Below are 23,245 nucleotides of genomic sequence, written 5' to 3' on the forward strand. Positions count from 1 at the left end.
GTTGACGTATCTGTTGACGGTACCCAGAGCTGTGACGGCTCGCGACCGCAAGCGGACTGGGCAAGAAGGGGCACAGCGATGAAGGGCACTGTGGGCGAGCTGGGGGAGTTCGGGCTCATTCGAGAGCTCACCTCACGGCTCACCACCACCCCGGCGGTCCGGCTCGGACCGGGCGACGACGCCGCGGTCGTGTCGGCCCCCGACCGGCGGGTCGTGGCGAGCACGGACATCCTGCTGGAGGGCCGGCACTTCAGGCGCGACTGGTCCACCGCCTACGACGTCGGCCGCAAGGCCGCCGCGCAGAACCTCGCCGACATCGCCGCCATGGGCGCGGTGCCGACCGCGCTGCTGCTCGGCCTGGTCGTCCCGGCGGAGCTGCCGGTCACCTGGCCCACCGAGCTGATGGACGGCATCCGCGACGAATGCCAGGTCGCAGGGGCGGCCGTGGTCGGCGGCGACGTGGTCCGCGGCGACGTGATCACCGTGGCCATCACCGCACTCGGCGACCTGCGCAACCACGAGCCCGTGCTGCGCTCCGGCGCCCAGCCCGGCGACGTCGTGGCCGTCACGGGCTGGCTCGGCTGGTCCGCGGCCGGATTCGCGGTCCTCTCGCGCGGCTTCCGCTCCCCGCGGGCCTTCGTGGAGGCCCACCGGCGGCCCGAACCGCCGTACCACGCGGGCCCCGCGGCCGCCGGACTCGGCGCCACCGCCATGACCGACGTCAGCGACGGCCTGATCGCCGACCTCGGGCACATCGCCGAGGCCAGCAAGGTACGGATCGACCTGCGCTCGGCGGCCGTCGACATCCCCTCGCAGATGCACGACATCGGCCAGGCCGTCGGCGTGGACCCGCTCCAGTGGGTCCTCACCGGGGGAGAGGACCACGCCATCGTGGCCACCTTCCCGCCCGACGTGAAGCTCCCGGCCCGCTGGAAGGTGATCGGCGAGGTCCAGAACCGCTCCGCGCTGCCCCAGGTGACCGTCGACGGCGCCCCCTGGACCAGCACCGGCGGCTGGGACCACTTCGGCGCCGACCCGGCCGTCGAGGACCACTCGCTGTGAGTGCCCACCCGCCGCTGTGCCTGACCGTCGCCGGATCCGACTCCGGCGGCGGCGCGGGCATCCAGGCCGACCTCAAGACGATGCTGGCGCTCGGGGTCCACGGCATGAGCGTGGTGACCGCTGTGACCGCGCAGAACTCGCTCGGTGTCAAAGGGGTCTGGGAACTGCCCCCGGAGGCCGTCAGGGGCCAGTACAGGGCCGTGGTGGACGACATCGGGGTCCAGGCCGTCAAGACCGGGATGCTGTCGTCCGCAGGGCTCGTGGAGACCGTGGCCGAACTGCTCGCGGGAACCGGCGCCCCGGCCGTCGTGGACCCGGTCGGCGTCTCCAAGCACGGGGACGCGCTGCTCGCCGCCACGGCGCTGGACGCCGTACGCAAGGAACTGCTGCCCCGGGCCACCGTCGCCACCCCGAACCTGGACGAGGTGACCCAGCTCACCGGAGTCGTCGTGGAGAGCGAGGACGACATGCGCCGGGCCGCCGACGCGATCCTCGGCTACGGGCCCGCCTGGGCGCTGATCAAGGGCGGCCACCTCGCGGCCCACGGGAACGAGGCCGTGGACCTGCTGACGGACGGCGCCGAGGAGCGCTGGCTGAGGGCCCCGCGCCACGACAACCGGCACACCCACGGCACCGGCTGCACCCTCGCCAGCGCCATCGCGGCGGGCCTGGCCAAGGGCCTGCCCGTCCCGGAGGCCGTCACGGCGGCCAAGGAGTACGTCACGGGAGCCATCGCGGCCGGCTTCGCGCTCGGCGCGGGCATCGGACCGGTGGACCACGCGTGGCGGTGGCGCGCGAACGCCTGAAGGCCCGGGGCCTGAACACCCTCAAACGCCTGTAGGGGTCACTTCCCACGATCGGGAAGTGACCCCTACAGGCGTTTCAGGCAATGCAAGAGGCCGGTCCACCAAGGTGGACCGGCCTCTCGGGCAACCGGAAAGGGCTGCGCTACGACGGAAGGCGTCAGCGCGAGACCTTGCCGGCCTTGATGCACGAGGTGCAGGCGTTGAGGCGCTTCGGCGTCCCATTGACCACGGCACGGACACGCTGGATGTTCGGGTTCCAGCGACGCGAGGTGCGGCGGTGCGAGTGGGAAATGCTGTTGCCGAAGCTCGGCCCCTTGGCGCAAACGTCGCAGTTGGCAGCCACAGGTCACTCCAAAGACTTCAGATGCACTTACAGTGAATCCCGGCGCACCGGTATCAGGGATCTGAAGGTGGTTTGCCGGGGGGATGGCCCGACTCTCATCGGGCAACCGGAGCAGCATACAACGACTGCCTCGGTCCAAGAAAACTACCATGTCCGCCGCCGCCCCAGCCCCGGGGTCCCGCCCTCCCAGCCGTCCTTCGTTACCCTGCGGTGAACCCTGGCCCGCACAAGGAGGAACGCCCGGTGGCGCACGAGCCGCAACCGCACCCCCTCGACGAGCCCGCCGAGGCCGCCGAACGCGACGCCCTCGACGCCGAAGCGGTGCGCACCTGGAGCGCGCTGGCCCTGGCCGCGCTGGGCCGGGCCCGCGAGGACATCGACGCGATCAACGTCTACCCCGTCGCCGACGCGGACACCGGGACCAACCTCTACCTGACCGCCGAATCCGCCGACCGGGAGCTCGCGGACGTCTTCGCGGGCGTGACGGACGGCACAGCGGGAACCTCCCTGCCCGAAGCCGTACGGGCCTTCGCGCACGGAGCCCTGATAGGCGCCCGGGGCAACTCCGGGACGATCCTCGCGCAGCTGCTGCGCGGAGTGGCCGACGTACTCGCGGACGAGCCCGCCGGGCGCGGGCCCGCGCGGCTGCTGGCCCAGGCGCTGACCCGGGCCGCCGAGGAGGCGTACCAGGCCGTCGCGCACCCGGTGGAGGGCACCATGCTCACCGTCGCCACCGCCGCCGCGAAGGCCGCCGCGGTCGCCGAGGCGGCCGCCGGTTCCGCCGCCGACGTGGCCGCGGCCGCCTACGACGGGGCCCGCGCCGCCCTCGCCGAGACCCCGGGACAGCTGGCCGCGCTGGGCCGGGCCGGGGTGGTCGACGCCGGGGGCTGCGGACTGGTCGCCGTACTCGGAGCCCTCTGGCAGGCCCTGTCCGGGCAGGAGCCGGCCGACGAGCCGGTACGCGGCCGGGCCGTACCCGTACCGCGGCCGCCGGAACCCTGCGCGGAGGACCTGGGCGGACCCGCGTACGAGGTGCTCTACCTGCTGGAGGCCGCCGAGGCGCGGGTCGCGGAGCTGCGCACCCGGCTCGACGGACTCGGCGACTCCCTCGTCGTGGTCGGCGGCGACGGGCTGTGGAACGTCCACGTCCACGTCGACGACCCCGGCGCGGCCGTGGAGGCCGGAGTGGTCGCCGGACGGCCCTACCGGATCCGCATCACGCACTTCGGCGACGAGCGGCGCCGGACCCGCGGCGAGCGCGCCCAGCGGGCCGTCGTAGCCGTGGTCCAGGGCGAGGGGCTGGCCGGACTGTGCGGGGAGGCCGGGGCCACCACCGTGCTCGCACGGCCCGACGGACCCCCGGCCGTCGCCGAACTGGTGGCGGCCGTCCGCCGGGCGCACGCCCGCGAGATCGTGCTCCTGCCCAACTCCGCCGAACTGCGGGCCGTCGCCGCCGCGGCCGCCGAACAGGCCCGCGCCGACGGCGTACGCGTCGCCGTGATCCCCACCCGCTCCGAGGTCCAGGGCCTGGCCGCGCTCGCCGTCCACGACCCCGAGGGCACCTTCGACGAGGACGTGGTCGCCATGACCGCGGCCGCCGGCGCCACCCGCTACGGCGAACTCGCCGTGGCCGAACGGCAGTCCTTCACCTCCGCCGGCATCTGCCAGGCCGGCGACGTGCTCGGCCTCATCGACGGGGACGTGGCCGTCATCGGCCCGGACCTGCCCGAGACCGCCGAGGCCGTCCTGGCCCGGATGCTCGGCTCCGGCGGCGAACTCGTCACCCTGGTCCTGGGACCCGAAGTGCCGGACACGCTGGCCGCGCGCCTGGAGGCGTACGTCCAGCAGTCCCATCTGGCGGTCGACACCGTGACCTACCGGGGCGGCCGCGGGTCGGCGCCGCTGCTCATCGGGGTGGAATAGCCGGGTTGTCGGAGCCATGGTGTGCAATGGAACACGTGCCCGCGCTCGACGAAGACCTCAAGAAGACCCTCGGCCCCGCCACCGCGAAGGTGCTCGCCGAGCAGCTCGGCCTGCACACGGCCCTGGACCTGCTCCACCACTACCCACGGCGCTACGCCGAGCGCGGCGAGCTGACCTCGCTGGCCGAGCTCGCCGACCAGATCGACGAGCACGTCACCGTGGTCGCGCAGGTCGCCGACGCCCGCCTGCTGACCTACCAGGGCAGCCGCGGCGGCGGCAAACGCCTCGAAGTCACCATCACCGACGGCAGCGGCCGGCTCCAGCTCGTCTTCTTCGGCTCGGGCGTCCACAAACCGCACAAGGAACTGCTGCCCGGCAGCCGGGCGATGTTCGCGGGCAAGGTCGGGATGTTCAACCGCAAGCTCCAGCTCTCCCACCCGGCGTACGAACCCCTCGGCGCGGAAGCCGGAGAGACCGATGCGGCGGCCGCCTTCGCCAACCAGCTGATCCCCATCTACCCCGCCTGCAAGCAGATGGAGTCCTGGAAGATCGCCAAATGCGTGGACGCGGTCCTGCCGAGCGTCCAGGAGGCCGTGGACCCGCTGCCGCCCGTGCTGCGCGAGGGCCGCGGGCTGGTCCCGCTCACCGAAGCCCTGCTCAAGATCCACCGCCCGGCCACCAAGGCCGACATCGAAGACGCCCGCGCGCGCCTCAAGTGGGACGAGGCCTTCGTCCTCCAGGTGGCCCTCGCCCGCCGCAGGCACGCCGACTCCCAGCTCCCCGCCGTCCCGCGCCGCCCCACCCCCGGCGGCCTCCTCGACTCCTTCGACGCCAAGCTCCCCTTCACCCTCACCGAAGGCCAGGAGACCGTCTCGAAGGAGATCTTCGACGACCTCGCCACCGACCACCCCATGCACCGGCTCCTCCAGGGAGAGGTGGGCTCGGGCAAGGCTCAGCCGCTCGACGCCCAGGTTCTGACACCCATGGGTTTCCGGCCGATGGGCGACATCGAGGTCGGGGACGAGGTGGTTGTGCCGACCGGCGAGATCGCCGTCGTGGGAGGCGTCTTCCCACAGGGAGAGCGCGAGGTGTGGCGGGTGATGCTCTCGGACGGAAGCGCGGTCGAGTGCGACGACGAACACCTGTGGATCGTCGGCACCAGCTGTGGATGGCACCGGGGCCAGGAACCCAAGGTCATGACCACGAGGGAGATCCGGTCGGACCTGCACAAGGCCAATGGATCTTCCAAGTGGTACCTGCCGGTAGCCGTACCCGTGGACCTCGCGAGCGGTCACGGCCAACCACTTGATCCCTACCTGATGGGTGTACTCATCGGTGACGGGTCGTTCCGGCACAACCTGCGGCTGTCCACCGCTGACGCGGAGATCCTGGCCGCGGTCGAGGCCGAGGTGGCCCCGGACTGCGAGATGGCCCCTGTTCCCGGATCCCGGTTCGACTACACGATCCGGATGAGTGGGCCGAGGGGCGGCACTCGACGGAATCCCGTCATCCAAGCGGTTCGTGACCTGGGGCTGTGGGGTGCGACCTCGCACGACAAGTTCGTCCCGGACGTCTACAAGAACGCACCGGTCAAGGACCGGCTGGCGGTCCTTCAAGGGCTCATGGACACGGACGGGACGCTTCAAGCGAACGGAATGAGCATTTCGTTCTGCTCTGTCTCGCTCCGGTTGGCGCAGGACGTGGCCTGGCTTGTGCGCTCTCTCGGCGGACGCGCCCGCGTGCTGCCCACGAAATCGGCCTTCAACGTCTCCGTCGCTTTGCCCGAGGAGTTCGAGCCGTTCAGGCTGTCGCGCAAGTCGGCGCGAATGCGGCCGAGGCCGAAGTACAACACCTTCCGGCGGGGTATTCGGGCAGTGGAACACGTCGGGGCCAAGCCAGTCCAGTGCATCAGTATCGAGCACCCGAGCCACGCCTATGTGACCGACAACTTCACCGTCACGCACAACACGATGGTCGCGCTGCGGGCCATGCTCGCCGTCGTGGACAGCGGCGGGCAGGCCGCGATGCTCGCGCCCACCGAGGTGCTCGCACAGCAGCACCACCGGTCCATCACCGAGATGATGGGCGAACTCGCCGAAGGCGGCATGCTCGGCGGGTTCGACCAGGGGACCAAGGTGGTGCTGCTCACCGGGTCGATGGGAGTGCCCGCACGGCGCCGGGCCCTGCTCGACCTGGTCACCGGCGAGGCCGGGATCGTCATCGGCACCCACGCCCTCATCGAGGACAAGGTCAAGTTCCACGACCTCGGCCTGGTCGTCGTCGACGAGCAGCACCGCTTCGGCGTGGAGCAGCGCGACGCACTGCGCTCCAAGGGCAAGCAGCCCCCGCACCTGCTCGTCATGACCGCGACTCCGATCCCGCGCACGGTGGCCATGACCGTCTTCGGCGATCTGGAGACCTCCGTCCTGGACCAGCTGCCGGCCGGACGTTCCCCGATCGCCACCCACGTGGTGCCCGCCAAGGACAAGCCGCACTTCCTGGCCCGCGCCTGGGAGCGGGTCCGCGAGGAAGTCGAGAACGGGCACCAGGCGTACGTGGTCTGCCCGCGCATCGGAGACTCCGACGACCCGGAGGAGAACGGCGGCAAGGCGGTCAAGGCCGCCGCGAAGAAGAAGGCCGCCGCGGAGAAGGCCGCCGCGGCGGAAGACGCCGACAAGCGGCCCCCGCTGGCCGTCCTGGAGATCGCCGAACAGCTCGCGAAGGGCCCCCTGGCCGGTCTGGCCGTGGAGGTGCTGCACGGGCGGATGGATCCCGCCGACAAGGACGCCGTCATGCGCCGCTTCACCGCGGGCGAGGTCAAGGTCCTCGTCGCCACCACCGTCATCGAGGTCGGGGTCAACGTCCCCAACTCCACCGTCATGGTGATCATGGACGCGGACCGCTTCGGCGTCTCCCAGCTCCACCAGCTGCGCGGCCGCGTCGGCCGCGGCTCCGCACCCGGACTGTGCCTGCTGGTCAGCGAGATGCACGAGGCCAGCCCCGCCCGCGCCCGGCTCGCCGCCGTCGCCGCCACCCTCGACGGCTTCGAGCTCTCCCGCATCGACCTGGAGCAGCGCCGCGAGGGCGACGTACTGGGCCAGGCCCAGTCCGGGGTCCGCTCCTCCCTGCGCATGCTCGCGGTCATCGAGGACGAGGAGGTCATCACCCAGGCCCGCGAGGAGGCCACCCGCGTGGTCGCCGCCGATCCGGAGCTCGCGGGACTGCCGGGCCTGAAGACCGCCCTGGACGCCCTCCTGGACACCGAACGGGAGCAGTACCTGGAGAAGGGGTGAGCGGCACGACCTATCGTTGAAGCCCTGTACCTCCTCTGCTCGCCCCCACCGAAGGACCCCAGATGACCCGCGTGATCGCCGGAAGCGCAGGCGGGCGACGCCTCGTCGTACCGCCCGGCACCGGCACCCGCCCGACCTCGGACCGGATGCGCGAAGGCCTCTTCTCCACGTGGGAGTCGCTGCACGGCATCGAGGGGGCCCGGGTGCTCGACCTCTACGCGGGCTCCGGCGCCGTCGGTCTGGAGGCGCTCTCCCGCGGTGCGGGGCACGCACTGCTGGTCGAGCCCGACGCCAAGGCGGCCAAGGCCATCAAGGCCAACATCACCTCGGTCGGCCTGCCCGGCGCCGAGTTCCGGTCGGGCAGGGCCGAGCAGATCGCGGCCGTTCCCGCGCACGGGGACGCGTACGACGTGGTCTTCCTGGACCCGCCCTACGAGGTGGCGCACGACGATCTTCGCGAGATCCTGCTCACACTCCGGTCCAATGGCTGGCTCACGGGCGATGCGCTCGTCACCGTGGAGCGCAGGACGAGGAGTGGCGCGTTCCCGTGGCCCGAGGGCTTCGAGGCGCTCCGGTCCAGGAAGTACGGCGAAGGCACCCTTTGGTACGGCCGAGCCGCCACCATCAGCGAAGAGTCATGAATCCCGTACCGGGGAGCGAGGGAATCAAGTTGCGCCGCGCCGTCTGTCCCGGGTCGTTCGACCCCATCACCAACGGACATCTCGACATCATCGGCCGGGCCTCCCGGCTCTACGACGTGGTCCACGTCGCCGTGATGATCAACCAGTCCAAGCAGGGACTCTTCACCGTCGAGGAGCGGATCGAGCTGATCCGCGAGGCGACCGCCGGCTACGGCAACATCGAGGTCGAGTCCTTCCACGGGCTCCTCGTCGACTTCTGCAAGCAGCGCGAGATCCCGGCCATCGTCAAGGGCCTGCGCGCGGTGAGCGACTTCGACTACGAGCTCCAGATGGCCCAGATGAACATGGGGCTCTCGGGCGTCGAGACGCTCTTCGTCCCGACCAACCCCACCTACAGCTTCCTGTCCTCCTCACTGGTCAAGGAAGTGGCGACCTGGGGCGGAGACGTGGCCCACCTGCTGCCCGCCCACGTGCACGCCGCCCTGATGGAGCGGCTGGCCAACCGCTGAGGTCCGGCCGCCGGAATCCCTGACGCCGCATCAGTCGGTGTCGGCTCCCGGTCCGGTGGCCTTAAAGTCTTCCCGTCCGTCTCGGGAACCGCCCGAGGCCGAGAGAGTGCGAGCCCCCATGGACGTGCAGAAGAAGCTCGACGAGATCGTCGCGGCCGTCGGCAGCGCCCGGTCCATGCCCATGTCGGCCTCGTGCGTGATCAACCGTGCGGAGCTGCTCGCCCTCCTCGAAGAGGTGCGGGGCGCCCTGCCGGGCTCGCTCGCCCAGGCGCAGGAGCTCATCGGCGGCCGGGAGCAGATGGTCGAGGAGGCCCGCCGGGAGGCGGACCGGATCATCGAGTCGGCGCACGCCCAGCGCGGTTCGCTGATCTCCGACACCGAGGTCGCCCGGCGCTCCCAGGACGAGGCGGACCGGATCCTGGCGGATGCCCGCCGGGAGGCCGAGGAGGTCCGGGCCGAGGCCGACGACTACGTCGACAGCAAGCTCGCCAACTTCGAGGTCGTCCTGACCAAGACCATCGGCTCGGTGGACCGGGGCCGCGAGAAGCTCCTGGGCCGGGGGGCCGGGCTCGACGAGCAGGGCTACCCCGACGCCGAGGCGCCCGAGCGCAGCCACGACCCCGAGACGCAGCGGCAGCAGGCGGACGCGTACGTGGACACCAAGCTGGCCACCTTCGAGGCGGTGCTCTCCAAGACCCTGGAGGCCGTCGGCCGGGGCCGCCAGAAGCTCCTCGGCCGGGTGGGCACGGACGACCTCGGCGCGCACATGGCCGCCCAGGACGCGGCGGGGCTCCAGCAGTCCCGCTCGGCGAGCGACGCCGACTTCCTGGCCGGGCTGGCCGAGCCGGAGGCCCCGCTGATCCCCGCGCAGATGCAGGCGCAGCCGGAGCCCGCGTACGACACCTACGCCTACCAGCAGCCGGTCCAGCAGGACGCCGCCTACGGCTACCAGGACCCCTACTCCGGCTACCAGCAGGTCCAGCAGCAGCCGGACCCGTACGCGGTCTCCTACGAGCAGCAGCAGCCGGACCCGTACGCGGGCTACCAGCAGCAGCCCCAGCAGCAGCACCAGGGCGCCCAGGACCAGCAGGCGGCGCTCGACGAGACCAGCTTCTTCGACACCAGCATGATCAACCTGGACCAGCTGCGTCAGTACGAGCAGGGCCGCTGACCTCCGCTCCGCACGCGGATTGGGCTCAGAGCGAAGCGGCGGGTATCCTGGCTCTTCGGTCGCGCGTATGCACCGCGATCCATGCTGCCCATGAGTGGCGGAAGTATTGATCTTCAGCAGTCTCCAGTGATTTTGTGAAAGCAGGAACAGCCCTGAATACCCGCCTCGACCACCACAACCCCCTCGTGTTCGACACGCACGAGCTGGGTCGGCGTCCTGGTGCCATGCTCAGGCTGTCCCGTGAAATCGCGGCGCCGGGGGACCTCGGTCTCGCCGGAGTCATCGGAGTGCCGGAAGGCAGCCGGCTGAACCTCAAGCTCCGCCTCGAGTCGGTCATGGAAGGGGTGCTTGTCACAGGCACCGCCCGTGGATCGGCCGTGGGAGAATGCGTAAGGTGTCTGGAGGCCGTCGAGCGCGAGCTCAAGGCGGACTTCCAGGAGATGTTCTCGTACCCTGACGCCGACGACCGGAACCGCTCGAAGGCGGAGCCGGCCGACGACGCCGAGGACGACGAGGACACGCTCTTTATCGAGGACGGCTTGTTCGACCTCGAACCCGTGCTGCGCGACGTGGTGGTGCTCGCACTGCCGCTGCAGCCGGTGTGCCGGGAGGACTGTCTCGGACTGTGCCCCGATTGCGGGCTCAGCCTGAACGACGACCCGGACCACCACCATGACGCCGTCGACATCCGTTGGGCGGCACTGCAGGGACTCGTCACCGATCAGGGCGTCGAGAAGGACAATATGAGCGGCACTGCCTCCGACGGAGTTCAGCGCGCCGCCGAGAAGCAGGAGAAGTAGCCGTGGCTGTTCCGAAGCGGAAGATGTCGCGCAGCAACACGCGCCACCGCCGGTCGCAGTGGAAGGCTGCGGTCCCCACCCTGGTTTCGTGTGAGCGTTGCCAGGAGCCGAAGCTCCAGCACATTGCGTGCCCGAGCTGCGGCACCTACAACAAGCGCCAGGTCCTCGAGGTCTGAGCGGCTGGTGAGAGGCGCAATGTCTGAGCTGTCCAACGCTGAGAAGCAGGCAGACAGTAAGAACGCGGCCTCGTCCCACACGCTTCTGGAAGGGCGGCTCGGGTACCACCTCGAGTCCGCCCTTCTGGTGCGTGCACTGACCCACCGTTCGTACGCGTACGAGAACGGCGGTCTGCCCACCAACGAGCGGCTGGAGTTCCTTGGGGACTCCGTGCTGGGCCTGGTGGTCACGGACACGCTGTACACGACCCACCCCGATCTGCCGGAAGGCCAACTGGCCAAACTGCGGGCCGCGGTAGTCAACTCACGCGCACTTGCGGAGGTCGGGCGCGGCCTAGAACTCGGCTCCTTCGTCCGGCTCGGCCGGGGCGAAGAGGGTACGGGTGGCCGGGACAAGGCCTCCATCCTCGCCGACACCCTTGAAGCGGTGATCGGCGCGGTCTACCTCGATCAGGGCCTCGACGCGGCCTCGGAGCTGGTTCACCGGCTCTTCGACCCGCTCATCGAGAAGTCCTCCAACCTCGGTGCCGGCCTGGACTGGAAGACCAGTCTCCAGGAGCTGACGGCGGCCGAAGGTCTTGGTGTGCCGGAATACATGGTCACCGAGACCGGTCCGGACCACGAGAAGACCTTCACCGCTGCCGCCCGCGTCGGTGGTGTCTCGTACGGCACCGGCACCGGCCGCAGCAAGAAGGAAGCCGAACAGCAGGCGGCGGAGTCCGCTTGGCGCGGGATCCGCGCCAAGGCGGACGAGCGGATCGGGGCGCAAACCCCGAACGCTGCCGCTCCGGTTACGACCGGTACCGATGCCGGGGATGGCGGGGCGCCGACGCCCGCCGAACCGACACCGGGAGCCTGAAGCTTCCTTCGGGATTTCCCCGCCCGCCCCTGCCTCGGCAGGGGCGGGCGGACCCGTTTCCGGCCCCGGCCGGGGCGGCCGGTACGCTCGCCGGGAGTGTTCACGACCGCACCCCTCCGGAGGAACCCGTGCCCGAGCTGCCCGAAGTCGAAGTGGTGCGGCGCGGTCTGGAACGCTGGGTGGCCGGGCGGACCGTGGACGCGGTCGAGGTGCTGCATCCGCGTGCCGTACGCCGGCACGCGGGCGGCGGAGCCGATTTCGCGGCGCGGCTGACGGGGGAGACCTTCGGGGTGGCCCGGCGGCGCGGGAAGTACCTGTGGCTGCCGCTGGCGGAGCGGGAGATGTCCGTGCTCGGGCACCTCGGGATGAGCGGGCAGCTGCTGGTCCAGCCCGAGGACGCCCCCGACGAGAAGCACCTGCGCATCCGGGTGCGGTTCCGTGACGGCGCCGGCACCGAGCTGCGCTTCGTCGACCAGCGGACCTTCGGCGGCATGTCCCTGCACGAGAGCGTCGCCGACGGGACGGACGGGTACGAGGAGGGGCTCCCCGACGTCATCGCGCACATCGCCCGGGACCCGCTGGACCCCCTCTTCGACGAGGCGGCCTACCACCTGGCGCTGCGCGCCAAGCGGAGCACCATCAAGCGGGCGCTGCTCGACCAGTCGCTGATCAGCGGGGTCGGCAACATCTACGCGGACGAGGCGCTGTGGCGCGCCAAACTGCACTACGAGCGCCCCACGGCCACGCTCACGCGCCCCCGGAGCACGGAACTCCTCGGCCATGTCCGGGACGTCATGAACGCGGCCCTCGACGCCGGCGGCACCAGCTTCGACAGCCTGTACGTCAACGTCAACGGCGAGTCCGGCTACTTCGACCGGTCCCTCGATGCCTACGGGCGCGAGGACGAGCCCTGCCGCCGCTGCGGCACGCCCATGCGACGTCGGCCGTGGATGAACCGGTCGAGCTACTTCTGCCCGCGCTGTCAGCGGCCCTCGCGCGCAGCCTCGTAGGCGGAGCGGGCGCCCAGTACCTCGGGCATGCGCTCCTCCAGCAGGGTGATGAGCGCGACCAGGCGCTCCGCGATCTCCGCGCCGAAGGGGGTCAGCTCGTAGTCGACGCGGGGCGGGTTGGTGGGCTGGGCCTCGCGGTTGACGATGCCGTCGCGTTCCAGGGCCTGCAGGGTCTGGGACAGCATCTTCTCGCTGACGCCGTCGACGCGGCGGCGCAGCTCGTTGAAGCGGCACGAGCCTTCGCGCAGGGCGCCCACGGTGAGGCTGCCCCAGCGGCCCGTGACGTGTTCCAGGGTCTCCCGGGACGGACACGCGCGGGCGAAGACATCGAAGGGCGGATCGGTAGCGGTGGCGTCGTCGGCTTCGCTACAGGCTGGAGTCTGCATGCTTTCAGCGTACTACTGCACAGCGCTGATCATTTTGCTTGCGCTTTCCAAAAGTTAGTGGTTGGCTGTTTCTCGTCGCACCAACAGCACGGCTCCGCGGCCGACCACGGAGCTTTCGAGGGAGATCAGCCTTGTCCGGTATCACGCACGCCCCCGTCGTTTCGATCGCCTACCACTCGGGCTACGGCCACACCGCCGTCATCGCCGAGGCCGTCCGGGCGGGCGCCGCCGAGGCCGGTGCGACGGTGCACCTGGTCAAGGTCGACGAGATCGACGACGCCCAGTGGGAGCTCCTCGGCGCGTCCGACGCGATCATCTTCGGTTCCCCCACCTACATGGGCACCGCCTCGGGCGCCTTCCACGCCTTCGCCGAAGCCAGCTCCAAGGTGTGGTTCACCTTCGGCTGGCAGAACAAGGTGGCCGCCGGCTTCACCAACTCCGGTTCCAAGAGCGGCGACAAGGGCCACACCCTCGGCTTCTTCCAGACGCTGGCCGCGCAGCACGGCATGAGCTGGGTCAACCTGGGCCTGAAGCCGGGCTGGAACGCCACCACCGCCTCCGAGAACGACATCAACCGTCTCGGCTTCTTCGACGGCGCCGCCGCTCAGACCCACACCGACCAGGGTCCCGAGGGCGTCCACAAGGCCGACATCGCCACCGCCGAGCACCTCGGCCGCCGCGTCGCCGAGCAGACCCGCGTCCTCGTCGCGGGCCGCGCCGCCCTGGCCGCCGAAGCGGTCTGACGCACCACGGGATCCGACGCACCACAGGAGAGGGGCACGGCCGCACCGCGGCCGTGCCCCTCTTTTGCTTTTGGTCAGGCCGCTGTTTCCGGTCGGGCCGCGCCGCGGTGGGCCGCGTCGAGCAGGGCCAGTTCCGACTCGGAGAGCCGCAGGGCCGCCGCGGCCACGTTGTCGGCGAGGTGGCCGAGGTCCCCGGTGCCGGGGATGGCCAGGACGTGCGGCCCCTGGCCGAGGGTCCAGGCCAGCCGGACCTGCGCGGGGCTGGCGCCGTGGGCGCGTGCGACCTCCCGTACCTCCGACTCCCCGATGCCGTGCGCGTCGTCGCCCCGACCCGCCTCGCCGCCCGCGCCGGCGATCGCGTAGAAGGGGACGAAGGCGACGCCCTGCTCGCCGCAGCTGCGGACGAAGGCCTCCTGGTCGGGCCGGACCCCGATCCCGTACGGGTTCTGCACACAGACGACGGGTGCGATGGCGCGGGCCTCCGCGAGGTGCTCGGGCGTCACGTTGGAGATGCCCAGATGGCGGATGAGCCCGGCCTCGCGCAGCTCCGCCAGCGCGCCGAACCGTTCGGCGATCGAACCGGTCCCCAGGACCCGCAGGTTGACCACGTCGAGGTGGTCGCGGCCGAGCTGGCGCAGATTCTCCTCGACCTGACCGCGCAGCTCACCGGGCGTGGCGTGGGGGAGCCAGGCTCCCGACCGGTCCCGGCCGGGCCCGACCTTCGTCGTGATGACGAGGTCCTCGGGGTAGGGGGCCAGTGCGGTGTTGATCAGCTCGTTGGCGGAGCGCAGCGGCGAGAAGTAGAACGCGGCCGTGTCCAGGTGGTTGACGCCGAGCTCGACCGCGCGGCGCAGCACGGCTATGGCCTGGCCGCGATCGCGCGGAACGGCATCGGCGATGAGGGCCTCGCCGGTCTGCGGAAGGCGCATCGTGCCGAAGCCCAGGCGGTTGATCTCCAGGTCACCGAGTTTCCAGGTGCCCGCAGCCGCCGCTCCGGCGGTGTCGGTCTTGGTCGTGCCCGTGGTTGAGGTCATGGCGGAATGATCTCCGCCATTGCCTAGAAACCGAAGTCCTGGGTCCACCAGGGGCCGCCGGCGGCGTTGTACACGCCTACGCCGAGGGTGCGGAATTCGCAGTTGAGGATGTTCGCCTTGTGGCCGGGGCTGTTCATCCAGGCCTTCATCACGGCCGTGGCGTCGCCCTGGCCGCGGGCTATGTTCTCGCCGCCCATGCCCGAGATCCCGGCCTTGGTGGCCCGGTCCCAGGGGGTGTTGCCGTCGGGGTCGGTGTGGTCGAAGAAGCCCCGGACGGCCATGTCCTTGCTGAAGGCCCCGGCCAGCGCCGCCAGCGGCGGGTTCGCCCGGACCGGGACGCAGCCGGCCTGTGCGCGCTCCTGGTTCACCAGGGCGAGCACGGCGGCTTCCTCGGTGGAGTGGCCGGCCGCGGTCGGCGGGGCCGCGGGGGTGGGCGGCTTCGGGACGGCCGGCTTGGGCGCGGCCGGGGTGGGAGTCGGCTGGGGGGTCTTCGAGGGCTCCGCCGAGGGCGTCGGGGAAGGGCTGGCCGACGGGGACGGCGAGGCGGAGGGAGAAGGGGAGCCGGAAGGGGAAGCGGAACCCGAAGCGGAATCCGGCCCGGCGGAGGCGCGGCCGGAGAGGTTGGCGAGGCCGCCCTGCTGCTCCAGTGCGCTCTCGGGGCTCGGCGAGGCCTTGGCCTTGGCTTCCGTCTTGGAGTCGGAGCCCGCGCCCGCGACGCCCACGTAGGGGAAGGAGGAGCCGACCGGGACCACGCCCGTGGTCACCGCCGCCGTGCCGAGGACCACGGCCACGGCCGCGCCGAGCAGGCCGCCGCGCACGGCGGTACGGCGCTTCGTGCCGCGACGGGGTGCGGCCTGGAGTCGGTGCCGTCCCATCGCGGCCTGCCTTCCTCGGAGTTCAAGATCAAGGTTTACTCACCCAAATGGGTGAGCTCATTGGTGCGCGACTGTACGCCATGGCGCCAGGGGGTGATGTGACCCGAAAGTGTTTGCCCGGTTAGCGTTCAGGCATGAATGAAGATGTCCGCATGACCGCCTGGGTGCGCGGTCGTGTACAGGGAGTGGGCTTCCGTTGGTTCACCAGGGCCAATGCCCTGGAGATCGGCGGACTGGCCGGCTTCGCGCTCAACCTCGACGACGGTCGAGTGCAGGTGGTGGCCGAAGGTCAACGTGAGAATTGCCACCGGCTCCTCGCGTGGCTCCACAGCGCCGACACGCCCGGGAAGGTGGACGGGGTGACAGAGATCTGGGGCACACCGCGCGGTGGCTACGAAGGGTTCGCGATCCGGTGAGCGATCGACTGATCATGCACTGAACAGATCTCCGGATGGTCCGCACATGGTCGGATCTGCGCATTCCCCGGTGACGCGTTGCCGACTCGCGGGATCCGTGGAAGGCTCGGAGACGAGGATGATCTCCACATCCCTTGCGAGGACCGGGCTGCCCGCCGATACAGGGCGTGATCGTGTTGACCGTCAAACTTTTTGGTGAGACGCTGGAAGCCCCGCGCACCTGAGCTGTTTGGCAGTGTTGGCAGTTAGCCAAAGAACGTGTGCAGTGACTGACAGTCGCTGCCGGACATCCGCGGGTGCGATTCCCTCACGACCCACACCGCTTCCGGTCGGTCACTCAGTGTGGAGGACCATCCATCATGGCAAAGGCGCTTCTCGGTTACGTCGGCGGTTCCGACCCGCGACTCCTCGCCGAGATGCGACGGCTTCAGCAGCGCGTCCAGGACCTCGAGTCCGAGCTCGGACGAATCCAGTCCGAAAACGACGCACTGAACGCGGCCGCCGCACAGCACGGAGACTCGCTGCTCGACAGCATCGACCTCGACGTACCCCAGGCGGAGCCTGCGCTCACCTGATCCGCGCTCCCTCGTCGCTCAACCAACAAGTACCGCAAGATCTGCAAGGGGCGCTTCGGCGTCCCTTCTTTCTTGTCTTTCTTGTCGCCTGGTGCCGTTGCGCCAGGTGAGAGGGCCTTTCCTTTAACGTCTGATGTGCCCTGCACCTTCATGGGCGAAACCGAACGTGAAAGGTAGAGTCCGGCGGCGTGCACCTCAAGTCCCTGACCCTGCGTGGCTTCAAATCCTTCGCCTCCGCCACCACCCTGCGCTTCGAGCCGGGCATCACCTGCGTCGTGGGCCCCAACGGCTCCGGCAAGTCCAATGTGGTGGACGCGCTCTCCTGGGTCATGGGCGAACAAGGGGCCAAGTCCCTGCGCGGCGGGAAGATGGAAGACGTCATCTTCGCCGGCACGACCGGCCGCCCGCCGCTCGGCCGCGCCGAGGTCTCGCTGACCATCGACAACTCCGACGGCGCGCTGCCCATCGACTACGCCGAAGTCACCATCACCCGGATCATGTTCCGCGGCGGCAGCAGCGAGTACCAGATCAACGGCGACACCTGCCGCCTCCTGGACATCCAGGAGCTGCTCTCCGACTCCGGCATCGGCCGCGAAATGCACGTCATCGTCGGACAGGGCCAGCTGGACTCCGTACTGCACGCCGATCCGATGGGCCGCCGCGCCTTCATCGAAGAAGCGGCCGGGGTGCTCAAGCACCGCAAACGCAAAGAGAAGGCGCTGCGCAAACTCGACGCGATGCAGGCCAATCTGGCGCGCGTCCAGGACCTCAACGACGAGCTGCGCCGCCAGCTCAAACCGCTCGGCCGGCAGGCGGCGGTGGCCCGGCGGGCGGCCGTGATCCAGGCCGACCTGCGCGACGCGCGGCTGCGCCTGCTCGCCGACGACCTCGTGACGCTCAAGGGCGCGCTCGACGCGGAGATCGCGGACGAGGCGGCGCTGAAGGAACGCAAGGACGCGGCCCAGGCGCAGCTCGCCGGGGCGGTGCGGCGGGAATCCGAACTGGAGGAAGCCGTACGGGAACTCGCGCCGCGGCTCCAGCGGGCCCAGCAGACCTGGTACGAGCTGTCGCAACTGGCCGAACGGGTCCGGGGGACCGCCTCCCTGGCGGACGCCCGCGTCAAGTCGGCCTCGGCGCCGCCCGAGGAAGCGCGACGGGGCCGGGATCCCGAGGACATGGAGAGGGAGGCCGCGCGGATCCGCGAGCAGGAAGCGGAACTGACGGCCGCGCTCGAGGCGGCCTCCCGGGCGCTGGAGGACACCGTCTCGCACCGGGCCGAGCTGGAGCGTTCGCTGGCCGAGGAGGAACGGCGGCTACGGGACGCGGCGCGGGCCATCGCCGACCGGCGCGAGGGCCTGGCGCGGCTGACGGGCCGACTGGGCGCGGCCCGCTCCCGCGCGGGCGCGGCGCAGGCCGAGATCGACCGGCTGGTCGTGGCGCGGGACGAGGCCCGGACCCGTGCGGCGGCGGCGAGCGAGGAGTACGAGGCGCTGGCGGAGGAGGTCGGCGAGCACGACTCCTCGCCGGACCCGCAGGGTGAGTACGAGGCCGCGCGGGCGGAACTGACGGCGGCGGAGACCGGACTCGGCGCGGCGCGCGACGCGTTGGCGACGGCGGAACGGCTCCGCGCAGCCGTATCGGCGCGTCGCGAGGCCCTGGCGCTGGGGCTGCGCCGCAAGGACGGCACCGGAGCGGTGCTCGCGGCGCGGCTCGAAGGCCTGCTGGGCCCCGCGGCGCGGCGGCTGTCGCTGACCCCGGGGTACGAGGTCGCGGTGGCGGCGGCACTGGGCGCGGCGGCGGACGCGGTGACCGTGGCTTCGCCGGCCTCGGCATCCGGCGCGATCCGGCACCTGCGCACCACGGACGCGGGCCGGGCCACGTTCCTGATCACTCCGCCGGACGCACCCGGCGACCGGCCGGTCCCGGCCCTCCCCGGCCAGGCGGCGGCCCCGGCCGGGCCCCTGGACCCGGCGGCTGCGGCAGACCCCCCTGCCGGGATCGCGGGTTCGGTCCCGGGCCAGGGCGCCGGCCCAGGGGGAGCCTTCCCGCGCCCCGCCGCTCCGGCCGCTCCGGCTGCTTCGGGAGCCGCGGCACACACCGCTCCGGCCGCCCCCGGGCCCGGTGCGCGGGACGCACTGGCCGTCGCCGAGGCCGGGACCCAGGAGGGGGAAGGGGCCGGGACCGGCATCCCCGCCGGGAGGCTCGTGCGGGGAGATGCGGCGCTCGTGCGGGCCGTCGCCTGGGTGCTGCGCGACTACGTGGTGGTCGGTGGGCTCGACGAGGCCGAGGCCCTGGTCGCCGCGCGGCCCGATCTGGTGGCGGTGACCGCCGACGGGGACGTCCTCGGGGCGCATCTCGCGCACGGCGGGTCCGCCGGGGTGCCCAGCCTGATCGAGGTGCAGGCGGCCGTGGACGAGGCGGACGCCGAGCGCGGCCGGCTGGACGCCCGGTGCCTCGCGCTGGAGGAGGAGAAGGCGGCCGCGGCGCAGCGGCGTACCGGGGCCGGTGCGCGCGTCGAGGAGCTCGGTGAGCTCAGGCGGGCCGCCGAGCAGGCACGGGCCGGGGTCGCGCAGCAGCTCGGGCGGCTCGCCGGACAGGCGAAGGGGGCCGCGGGCGAGGCCGAGCGCGCCGCCTCGGCCGCGGCCAAGGCGCAGGACGCGCTGGAGCAGGCGCTGGCCGAGGTGGAGGAGTGCGCGGAGCGGCTCGCGGTGGCCGAGGAGATGCCGGTCGAGGACGAGCCCGACACCTCCGGCAGGGACCGGCTCGCCGCCGACGGGGCGAACGCGCGGCAGACCGAGATGGAGGCCCGGCTCCAGCTGCGGACCCACGAGGAGCGGGTCAAGGGGCTGGCCGGCCGGGCGGACGGACTCGATCGGGCGGCCCGCGCCGAGCGGGAGGACCGGGCCAGGGCCGAGCGCCGTCGCGAACGGCTGCGCCACGAGGCCCGGGTGGCCGCGGCCGTAGCCGACGGCGCCCGCCAGCTGCTCGCGCACATCGAGGTGTCGCTGACCCGGGCGGCCGAGGAGCGCACCTCGGCCGAGTACGCCAAGGGGCTGCGCGAGCGGGAGCTCGACGAGGCCAGGAGCCGGGGCCGAGGCCTGAAGGACGAGCTCGACAAGCTCACCGACTCCGTGCACCGGGGCGAGGTGCTCGGCGCGGAGAAGCGGATGCGGATCGAGCAGGTGGAGGCGCGGGCCCTGGAGGAGTTCGGGATCGGGGCCGAGGGGCTCGTCGCCGAGTACGGTCCCGATCAGCCGGTGCCGCCGAGCCTGCCCGCGGAGGGGGAGGCCCAGGAGTCGGACGACGCCGGGCCGCAGCCCTTCGTACGGGCCCGGCAGGAGAAGCGGCTGAAGGCCGCCGAGCGGGCGTACCAGCAGCTCGGCAAGGTCAATCCGCTGGCTCTGGAGGAGTTCGCGGCCCTGGAGGAGCGGCACAAGTTCCTCAGCGAGCAGCTGGAAGACCTGCGCAAGACGCGGACCGATCTCCTCCAGGTCGTGAAGGAGGTGGACGAGAGGGTCGAGCAGGTCTTCACGGAGGCGTACCGGGATACGGCCCGGGAGTTCGAGGGGGTGTTCTCGCGGCTGTTCCCCGGTGGCGAGGGCCGGCTGATCCTCACCGACCCCGGCAACATGCTGACCACCGGCATCGACGTGGAGGCGCGACCGCCCGGCAAGAAGGTCAAGCGGCTGTCGCTGCTCTCCGGCGGCGAGCGCTCGCTGACGGCCGTGGCGCTGCTGGTGGCCATCTTCAAGGCCAGGCCCAGCCCGTTCTACGTGATGGACGAGGTCGAGGCGGCGCTCGACGACACCAATCTCCAGCGGCTGATCCGGATCATGGAGGAGCTGCAGGAGAGCTCGCAGCTGATCGTGATCACGCACCAGAAGCGGACCATGGAGGTCGCGGACGCGCTCTACGGCGTCTCGATGCAGGGCGACGGGGTCTCGAAGGTCATCAGCCAGCGCCTGCGCTGACAGGCGTCAGCCGTCATTCGTTCGATCTCCTCCGGGTGGTGCCCGATCTTGACCTGTGCGCCACTGGTAGGAATCGACCCCACCGGCCGTCACCGCAGCCGGGGACGCAGGAGCAGACCTTGACCAGCAGCAGCACCTCGCAGGCCTCGGCATCGGGCGGCGGCCGCGCGTCCCAGCCCGATCACCTCGGGCACGTCATCTTCATCACCGCGGCCGCGGCCATGGGCGGATTCCTCTTCGGCTACGACAGCTCCGTCATCAACGGCGCCGTCGTCGCGATCCGGGACCGCTTCGACGTCGGGGCCGGCACCCTCGCCCAGGTGATCGCCGCCGCGCTGATCGGCTGCGCGCTGGGCGCCGCCACCGCGGGCCGCATCGCCGACCGGATCGGCCGCATCCGCTGCATGCAGATCGCCGCCGTCCTCTTCACGGCCAGCGCCGTCGGCTCGGCCCTCCCCTTCGCCCTCTGGGACCTCGCCCTGTGGCGGGTCGTCGGCGGCTTCGGCATCGGCATGGCCTCGGTCATCGGCCCGGCCTACATCGCCGAGGTGTCCCCGCCCGCGTACCGCGGCCGGCTCGCCTCCTTCCAGCAGGCCGCGATCGTCATCGGCATCGCGATCTCCCAGCTCGTCAACTGGGGGATTCTGAACCTCGCCGACGGAGACCAGCGCGGCAGGATCGGCGGCCTGGAAGCCTGGCAGTGGATGCTCGGCGTCATGGTCGTCCCGGCCGCGCTCTACGGGCTGATGTCCTTCGTCATCCCGGAGTCCCCGCGCTTCCTGATCTCCGTCGGCCGCACCGACGAGGCCAAGAAGGTGCTGGCCGAGGTCGAGGGGGAGCACGTCGACCTCGACGGACGCGTCCGGGACATCGAGCACGCCATGCGCTCCGAGCACAAGTCCACCTTCAAGGACCTGCTCGGCGGCCGGATGGGCTTCCTGCCCATCGTCTGGATCGGCATCGGCCTCTCCGTCTTCCAGCAGCTCGTCGGCATCAACGTGATCTTCTACTACAGCTCCTCGCTGTGGCAGTCGGTCGGCATCGACCCGAGCTCCTCGTTCCTGTACTCCTTCGAGACCTCCGTCGTGAACATCATCGGCACGGTGATCGCGATGGTCTTCGTGGACCGCATCGGCCGCAAACCCCTCGCGCTCATCGGGTCCGTGGGCATGGCGATCTCCCTCGCGCTCGCCGCGTGGGCCTTCTCCTACAAGGACACCAGCGGCGGAGACATCGCCCTGCCGCACGCCCAGGGGCTCGTGGCCCTCATCGCGGCCAACTTCTTCGTACTCTTCTTCGCGCTGTCCTGGGGCGTCGTGGTGTGGGTCCTGCTCGGCGAGATGTTCCCGGGCCGCATCCGCGCCGCCGCCCTGGGCGTCGCCGCCTCCGCCCAGTGGATCGCCAACTGGGTCATCACGGTCTCGTTCCCGACCCTGTCGGACTGGAACCTGTCCGGCGCCTACGTCATCTACGCGGTCTTCGCCGTGCTCTCGATCCCGTTCATCCTCAAGTGGGTGCCGGAGACCAAGGGCAAGGCGTTGGAGGAGATGGGGTGACCACCCCCGCCGAGGCCACCCCGGCCGAGGCCACCCCCGCCCACGCCACCCACGCCCCCCGGCTCAGCCCTTGAGCCGGGGCAGTACCTGTTCGCACAGCAGCTGCAGGCTCCGCCAGCCCTCGTCGATCGGCATCCCGCCGCACAGCGGGTGCAGCACCAGGTTCCCCGCCTCGCCCGCGCCCCGGGCGTACTCGACCGCCTCGTCCGGGGTGAGGATCCGGTACACGCCCTCCGCGCGCAGCTCCGCCACCGTGTGCGCGCCCGAGCGGACGGCGCTGAGGATGTCCTTGGACTGCCAGGACGCGTACATCCCGGCCTCGTGCAGGAACCGCTCGCCGTGCTCGGCCCACGCCCGGTCCGGGTCCTCGGCGATGTGCAGCAGCGGGGTCTGGGCCGCCGGCATCATGCAGAAGCCCTCCGTGCCGTACTCCGCGAGCTTCGCCTGGTAGTACGCCTCCAGCTCCGGCAGGTGCGCACTGGGGAAGAACGGCAGCCCCAGCCGGGCCGCGCGGCGGGCCGCCGCCTGCGAGCTGCCGCCGACCAGGAGCAGCGGGTGCGGCTGGGTGAACGGCCGCGGGGTGACCCGTACCGTCCGGCCCCGGAACTCGAACGGCTCACCGGTCCACGCCTTCAGCAGGGTTTCCAGCAGCTCGTCCTGGAGCTTGCCGCGCCGGCCCCATTCGACGCCGTGCTGCTCGTACTCCTCGGGCCGGTAGCCGATGCCGGCAACCGTGACGAGGCGGCCGCCGCTGAGGAGGTCGAGGACCGCGATGTCCTCGGCGACCTTCAGGGGGTCGTACAGCGGGCCGATGATCGCCGAGACGGTGACCGCGATCCGGCGGGTGGCGCCGAAGACCGCGCCCGCGAAGGCGAAGGGCGAGGGCAGCCAGTTGTTGTCGGTGCCGTGGTGCTCTTCGGTCTGGATGGTGTCGATCCCGCGGTCGTCCGCGTACTTCGCCATCTCCAGCGCGGCCTTGTACCGGGCGGAGAGGGTTTCCGGGGTGCCGTTCGGGTCGATGAGATTGAACCGGGCCACGGTGATGGGCATGGAGAAGTCCCCCTTCGCCGGAGGTGGGTGGGCGGGCGAAGGGGGA

21 protein-coding genes are annotated in these 23,245 nt (G+C 71.3%); 16 read left to right on the plus strand and 5 right to left on the minus strand.

Annotated elements, in window-relative coordinates; translation table 11 throughout:
- Positions 1-78: 78 nt before the first annotated feature.
- Together OHU74_RS25890 and thiD are read left to right on the plus strand one after the other, a co-directional pair.
- Positions 79-1,062 carry a thiamine-phosphate kinase gene (locus OHU74_RS25890; RefSeq protein ID WP_330298774.1) on the plus strand — a complete coding sequence of 328 codons (984 nt, stop codon included), beginning with the start codon at positions 79-81 and terminating at the stop codon, positions 1,060-1,062.
- The gene (gene thiD / locus OHU74_RS25895; protein ID WP_371618080.1) at positions 1,059-1,868 is read left to right on the plus strand and encodes a bifunctional hydroxymethylpyrimidine kinase/phosphomethylpyrimidine kinase; all 810 of its coding nucleotides are present in this window, start codon (positions 1,059-1,061) and stop codon (positions 1,866-1,868) included. The genes OHU74_RS25890 and thiD overlap by 4 nt, the downstream gene beginning before the upstream one ends.
- Positions 1,869-2,025: 157 nt before the next feature.
- Here the strand turns inward: thiD and rpmB are convergent, their stop codons facing one another.
- Positions 2,026-2,211, minus strand: a complete 186-nt coding sequence (gene rpmB, locus OHU74_RS25900) for a 50S ribosomal protein L28 (protein ID WP_073911113.1) — start codon at positions 2,209-2,211, stop codon at positions 2,026-2,028.
- 243 nt (positions 2,212-2,454) lie between these two features.
- Between rpmB and OHU74_RS25905 the strand changes: the two genes are divergently transcribed.
- From OHU74_RS25905 to mutM, 9 genes are all read left to right on the plus strand, one after another.
- Entirely contained in the window at positions 2,455-4,134 is a 1,680-nt protein-coding gene (locus OHU74_RS25905) for a DAK2 domain-containing protein (protein ID WP_371618081.1), read from the plus strand.
- 26 nt (positions 4,135-4,160) lie between these two features.
- A complete protein-coding gene (locus OHU74_RS25910) occupies positions 4,161-7,427 on the plus strand; it encodes a helicase-related protein (RefSeq protein WP_371618082.1) in 3,267 nt (1,088 codons plus the stop codon).
- 62 nt (positions 7,428-7,489) lie between these two features.
- A complete protein-coding gene (gene rsmD, locus OHU74_RS25915) occupies positions 7,490-8,068 on the plus strand; it encodes a 16S rRNA (guanine(966)-N(2))-methyltransferase RsmD (protein WP_371618083.1) in 579 nt (192 codons plus the stop codon).
- A 29-nt stretch (positions 8,069-8,097) separates the two neighbouring features.
- Positions 8,098-8,577, plus strand: a complete 480-nt coding sequence (gene coaD, locus OHU74_RS25920; protein WP_371619814.1) for a pantetheine-phosphate adenylyltransferase — start codon at positions 8,098-8,100, stop codon at positions 8,575-8,577.
- A gap of 118 nt (positions 8,578-8,695) precedes the next feature.
- The gene (locus tag OHU74_RS25925; RefSeq protein WP_371618084.1) at positions 8,696-9,748 is read left to right on the plus strand and encodes a cell division initiation protein; all 1,053 of its coding nucleotides are present in this window, start codon (positions 8,696-8,698) and stop codon (positions 9,746-9,748) included.
- 152 nt (positions 9,749-9,900) lie between these two features.
- Positions 9,901-10,548 carry a DUF177 domain-containing protein gene (locus OHU74_RS25930; protein ID WP_330301079.1) on the plus strand — a complete coding sequence of 216 codons (648 nt, stop codon included), beginning with the start codon at positions 9,901-9,903 and terminating at the stop codon, positions 10,546-10,548.
- 2 nt (positions 10,549-10,550) lie between these two features.
- Complete coding sequence (gene rpmF / locus OHU74_RS25935; protein ID WP_003965982.1) at positions 10,551-10,724, plus strand: 50S ribosomal protein L32; 174 nt, start codon at positions 10,551-10,553, stop codon at positions 10,722-10,724.
- A 19-nt stretch (positions 10,725-10,743) separates the two neighbouring features.
- Positions 10,744-11,583, plus strand: coding sequence for a ribonuclease III (rnc, locus tag OHU74_RS25940; RefSeq protein ID WP_371618085.1), 840 nt, complete (start codon positions 10,744-10,746; stop codon positions 11,581-11,583).
- Between the two features lie 128 nt (positions 11,584-11,711).
- Complete coding sequence (gene mutM, locus OHU74_RS25945; RefSeq protein WP_371618086.1) at positions 11,712-12,593, plus strand: bifunctional DNA-formamidopyrimidine glycosylase/DNA-(apurinic or apyrimidinic site) lyase; 882 nt, start codon at positions 11,712-11,714, stop codon at positions 12,591-12,593.
- On the opposite strand, the gene OHU74_RS25950 is transcribed toward mutM, so the two are convergent.
- Entirely contained in the window at positions 12,566-12,979 is a 414-nt protein-coding gene (locus OHU74_RS25950; protein WP_371618087.1) for a winged helix-turn-helix transcriptional regulator, read from the minus strand. The genes mutM and OHU74_RS25950 overlap by 28 nt on opposite strands.
- A gap of 131 nt (positions 12,980-13,110) precedes the next feature.
- Between OHU74_RS25950 and OHU74_RS25955 the strand changes: the two genes are divergently transcribed.
- Positions 13,111-13,722, plus strand: coding sequence for a flavodoxin family protein (locus OHU74_RS25955; RefSeq protein WP_371618088.1), 612 nt, complete (start codon positions 13,111-13,113; stop codon positions 13,720-13,722).
- A gap of 74 nt (positions 13,723-13,796) precedes the next feature.
- Here OHU74_RS25955 and OHU74_RS25960 read toward each other — a convergent pair whose 3' ends face one another.
- Together OHU74_RS25960 and OHU74_RS25965 are read right to left on the minus strand one after the other, a co-directional pair.
- Positions 13,797-14,756: an oxidoreductase gene (locus OHU74_RS25960; RefSeq protein ID WP_371618089.1), complete on the minus strand. Its 960-nt coding sequence runs from the start codon at positions 14,754-14,756 to the stop codon at positions 13,797-13,799.
- A gap of 23 nt (positions 14,757-14,779) precedes the next feature.
- Positions 14,780-15,631 carry a CAP domain-containing protein gene (locus tag OHU74_RS25965; RefSeq protein ID WP_371618090.1) on the minus strand — a complete coding sequence of 284 codons (852 nt, stop codon included), beginning with the start codon at positions 15,629-15,631 and terminating at the stop codon, positions 14,780-14,782.
- A 134-nt stretch (positions 15,632-15,765) separates the two neighbouring features.
- Between OHU74_RS25965 and OHU74_RS25970 the strand changes: the two genes are divergently transcribed.
- The 4 genes from OHU74_RS25970 to OHU74_RS25985 all read left to right on the plus strand — a co-directional run bounded on the left by OHU74_RS25970 (position 15,766) and on the right by OHU74_RS25985 (position 22,149).
- Positions 15,766-16,047, plus strand: coding sequence for an acylphosphatase (locus tag OHU74_RS25970; protein ID WP_330298785.1), 282 nt, complete (start codon positions 15,766-15,768; stop codon positions 16,045-16,047).
- A 359-nt stretch (positions 16,048-16,406) separates the two neighbouring features.
- The gene (locus OHU74_RS25975) at positions 16,407-16,622 is read left to right on the plus strand and encodes a hypothetical protein (protein WP_030227372.1); all 216 of its coding nucleotides are present in this window, start codon (positions 16,407-16,409) and stop codon (positions 16,620-16,622) included.
- 188 nt (positions 16,623-16,810) lie between these two features.
- Positions 16,811-20,593, plus strand: coding sequence for an AAA family ATPase (locus OHU74_RS25980; protein ID WP_371618091.1), 3,783 nt, complete (start codon positions 16,811-16,813; stop codon positions 20,591-20,593).
- 119 nt (positions 20,594-20,712) lie between these two features.
- A complete protein-coding gene (locus OHU74_RS25985) occupies positions 20,713-22,149 on the plus strand; it encodes a sugar porter family MFS transporter (RefSeq protein ID WP_371618092.1) in 1,437 nt (478 codons plus the stop codon).
- 63 nt (positions 22,150-22,212) lie between these two features.
- Here OHU74_RS25985 and OHU74_RS25990 read toward each other — a convergent pair whose 3' ends face one another.
- Positions 22,213-23,199: an LLM class flavin-dependent oxidoreductase gene (locus tag OHU74_RS25990; protein ID WP_371618093.1), complete on the minus strand. Its 987-nt coding sequence runs from the start codon at positions 23,197-23,199 to the stop codon at positions 22,213-22,215.
- Between the last annotated feature and the right edge of the window lie 46 nt (positions 23,200-23,245).

It is taken from the genome of Streptomyces sp. NBC_00454 (assembly GCF_041434015.1).
Classification (GTDB): Bacteria; Actinomycetota; Actinomycetes; order Streptomycetales; family Streptomycetaceae; genus Streptomyces.